Annotated in this window: 2 protein-coding genes; one reads left to right on the plus strand and one right to left on the minus strand. The window is 48.9% G+C overall.

What is annotated here, in order from left to right; all coding sequences use genetic code 11:
• Window positions 1-115: 115 nt before the first annotated feature.
• Window positions 116-2,356: a DNA topoisomerase 3 gene (locus B2Z67_RS15575; protein ID WP_291530760.1), complete on the minus strand. Its 2,241-nt coding sequence runs from the start codon at window positions 2,354-2,356 to the stop codon at window positions 116-118.
• A 291-nt stretch (window positions 2,357-2,647) separates the two neighbouring features.
• Here B2Z67_RS15575 and B2Z67_RS15580 point away from each other — a divergent pair, with 291 nt between their 5' ends.
• Window positions 2,648-3,634, plus strand: coding sequence for a substrate-binding domain-containing protein (locus B2Z67_RS15580; RefSeq protein WP_291530761.1), 987 nt, complete (start codon window positions 2,648-2,650; stop codon window positions 3,632-3,634).
• The last annotated feature ends 153 nt before the right edge of the window (window positions 3,635-3,787 follow it).

The following is a 3,787-nucleotide window of genomic DNA, read 5'->3' on the forward strand; positions in this document are numbered from 1 at the left end:
CAGCGAAGCTAATAGAGATACTACTGATTATCAATATGCAAAACTTGAATAAAGAAAAGACCTCTGTGTCTCTGCGTTCAGCAAAGAAAACTCTGTACATCTGCACCCCCTTTATTCAATCAAAAGCCTTACGAAACGTGCAGCCATTCCTCCACTCCGAGCACCCATAAGCCGTTTTACCTTTAATAACGATACCCTTGCCGCACAAAGGACAAGCCTGCCCCTCAACAGATTGCGATTGAGGATTGACTGCCTTTAAATCAGACGATACATTAAACCGTGACGGTGCATCAGATGATGACGGCATCGGCGTACCGGACGGAGGAACATCAGCAACTTTCGTTTCATCTGCCTTCTTACGAGGCCTGCTTTGCGCCTTAGCCTTAGCCGCATCCTCCCCCTTACCCCCTCCGGTTTGACCCTTTACATTGGAAGAAATATTCCGTGCAGACTCTTCAATCGTTATCCGCCGGCTACCCGTATCAGAGAGCACACTCATAACGATTTCAGACACCATTTGCTTCAACTCCTCCAGAAACTGCGCAGCATTGTACGTTCTCTTTTCAATCTCCCGCAGCTTCTTCTCCCAGATACCCGTCAGTTCGGCAGATTTCAAGAGTTCCTCATGAATTATCTGAATAAGCTCCACACCCGTAGGCGTAGCAATCAGATTCTTCTTTTCCTTACGGATATAATTACGCTTGAACAACGTCTCGATAATCGCCGCACGCGTGGACGGACGCCCAATGCCATTCTCCTTCAGCGCATCCCGCAATTCATCATTATCCACCAGCTTACCGGCGGTTTCCATCGCACGCAACAACGTAGCCTCGGTATAAGGACGGGGCGGTTGTGTCCACTTCTCGTACAAATCGGGCACATGAGGACCGCTTTCACCTTTCACAAATGCAGGCAACACATTCTCTTCATCGCCCGCTTTCTCTTCCTTCTCCTCCTGCAACTGCACTCCCGGAGTTCCGAAAATAACCCGCCACCCCGGTTCCAGTATCTGCTTGCCGGTAGTCTTGAATTCAATTTCTTCCACCACACCCAGCACGGTGGTAGTAGCAAACTTGCAATCAGGATAGAACACTGCGATGAACCGGCGCGCAATCAAGTCGAACACGCTGCGTTCCATATCCGTGAGATTCTGCGGATGCTGCCCGGTAGGGATAATGGCATGGTGGTCGGTGACCTTGGAGTTATCGAACACTTTCTTCGACTTCAACAAAGTGGTTCCTTCCAAAGGCTTTGTAAACGTCTCATAATCACGCAGCCCTTTCAGGATGCCCGGACATTTGGGATAGATATCATCACTCAGGAAAGTAGTATCTACACGCGGATAGGTGGCGACTTTCTTCTCGTACAGCGACTGGATAATCTTCAACGTATCGTCCGCAGAATAACCGAATTTCCTGTTACATTCCACCTGCAAGGAAGTCAAGTCAAACAAGCGCAGCGGGGCTTCCCTGCCTTCTTTCCGGCTAACGTCGGCGATAGTGAAAGGCGAATTCCGGATTTGTTCCAGCAATGCCGTGCCCTGTTCGCAGCTGGAGATAGGGTCTATTCCCCGGTTATCTTCTTCCTTTTTGGGTTTCTTTCCGGCGGCGATGGCTTCCTTGTTCTTTTCCGCTTCCAGTACAAGCTCTTCTTCGCTTTTCCTGATTATGGCGGCAAAGGTGGTATCTCTGTACACGGTCTTCAATTCCCAATATTGCTTGGGGACGAAGTTCTGTATCTCCAACTGGCGGTTCACGATGAGCGCCAGCGTGGGCGTCTGCACGCGACCGATGGAAAGTACCTGCCTGTTCTGCCCGTACTTGATGGTATAGAGGCGCGTGGCGTTCATTCCCAGCAGCCAGTCGCCGATGGCGCGGGACAGTCCGGCTTCGTACAAAGGCTGAAAGTCCGAAGCGTCCTTCAGTTTGGCAAAACCTTCGCGGATAGCTTCTTCCGTCAGCGACGAAATCCACAGCCGCTTCACCGGACAGCGTACGCCGGCTTTCTGCATCACCCAACGCTGAATCAGTTCTCCTTCTTGCCCGGCATCACCACAGTTTATAATCATGTCGGCTTTCTGCATGAGGGTTTCTATGGTGCGGAATTGCTTTTCGTAAGTGGGGTTGCTGATGAGTTTTATCCCGAAGCGTGGAGGTATCATGGGGAGGCTTCCCAAGCTCCACGATTTCCATGTGGGTGTGTACTCGTGCGGTTCTTTCAGTGTGCAAAGGTGCCCGAAAGTCCAGGTTACCTGGTATCCGTTTCCTTCGATGTACCCGTCTCTCCTGTCTCTCGCTCCCAGTACATCGGCTATGTCACGCGCCACAGAGGGCTTTTCGGCAATACAAACTATCATTCATTTCTTTTTAAGTCGGGCAAAGGTAGTGCAAACCGAAAAGAGAAGCAAATTTATTTGCGTGATGTTAAGATATGTACTCAACTCTCGTGTGCAAAGCCCGTTATATTTCGGGGAATAATATATCCTGCATAATTCGAGCTTCAAGGCAAGTGTATCAAAATTATATTTATCCTAACCTGTATAATTCATGCTTTAGGAGTTAGAGTATGAATAATGCCGGATATACACATGGCTGTTCCACAAACATTTCGTACTTTTGGCGACAGAATAAATCTTTATCACCATATTATGAATAATAGAATTAGACTTGTCGTCGTCGCCCTGTTAGCAACGACTGTTTTCATATCCTGCCAAAAAGAAACACCGGAAGAAGAGGGTTTTACCAGTATCGACAACATTTCGATGGAGAACTATCCGAAGGTAGACGGCGCCACTGCGACGTGGGCGCTGAACCGGATGATTGCCTGTAAACTGTTGGGAGTAGAGTACACGTGGAGCAGAGCCATTGGAGGCGGGGAACGCGGTATCGTACCGGTATATGAGCAATTCGAGAATTGGGACGAGAGCCATGCCTTTTCGAACTTTCTGAATGAGCGCGTTAAAAATTCGCAGACGCACGGTGCGTTCACGAACCTGATAGACGGTAATGCCGACATCATAGTCGTATCGAGCCATCCCTCGCCTTCCGAAAAGGCGCACGCCAACGAGAAAGGCGTGACGCTGATAGAGACACCCATCGCCCTTGATGCTTTTGTGTTTATTGTGAACGAAGCCAATCCTGTCAAGTCGCTTACCACGGAGCAGATTCGCAAGATTTACACGAAACAGATTACTAACTGGTCGCAGGTTGGCGGCACCGATTCGGAGATGAAGGTCTTTACACGCCCGCGCAACTCAGGCAGTGAGGAGACTCTGCGAGCATTGGTGATGGGAGGTTTGGAGCCTGCCGATTTTCCGGAATCAGACCAGGTACAGGGTATGGGAGCGGTTTTTCCGGAAATCCAAACGTCGGTAAACGGCATTTGTTATACGTTCAATAATTACAAGGATGTGCTCGCGCAAATCCCTGAGGGCATCGCCGCCAAGATTGCCATCGACGGTATCTTCCCCGATAAAACAACTATCGACAACCGGACTTATCCTTTCATAACGGAGGTTTACGCAGTAATCCGCTCCGACCTGGATCGCAATTCAATGGCTTACAAGCTTTATGAATGGTTGCGGACGGGGTCGGCAAAAATGGTGTTGGGAGAGTGTGGGTTTTCGGCTTATTGAAAGAGTTACTTTGTCTATTATTTGCTGAAAAAGGCTTCTGCCGATACCCTACTTCGTTTTGCAGGCTTATTCTCTAACGTAAAAATCAATCCCAACTAATTGTTTGTCAATCAGTTGGGATTTTCGTATCTTTATGCATTCCCCCACAAATAC

This window comes from Bacteroides sp. UBA939, from assembly GCF_002293435.1.
In the GTDB taxonomy this organism is placed as follows: domain Bacteria; phylum Bacteroidota; class Bacteroidia; order Bacteroidales; family Bacteroidaceae; genus Bacteroides.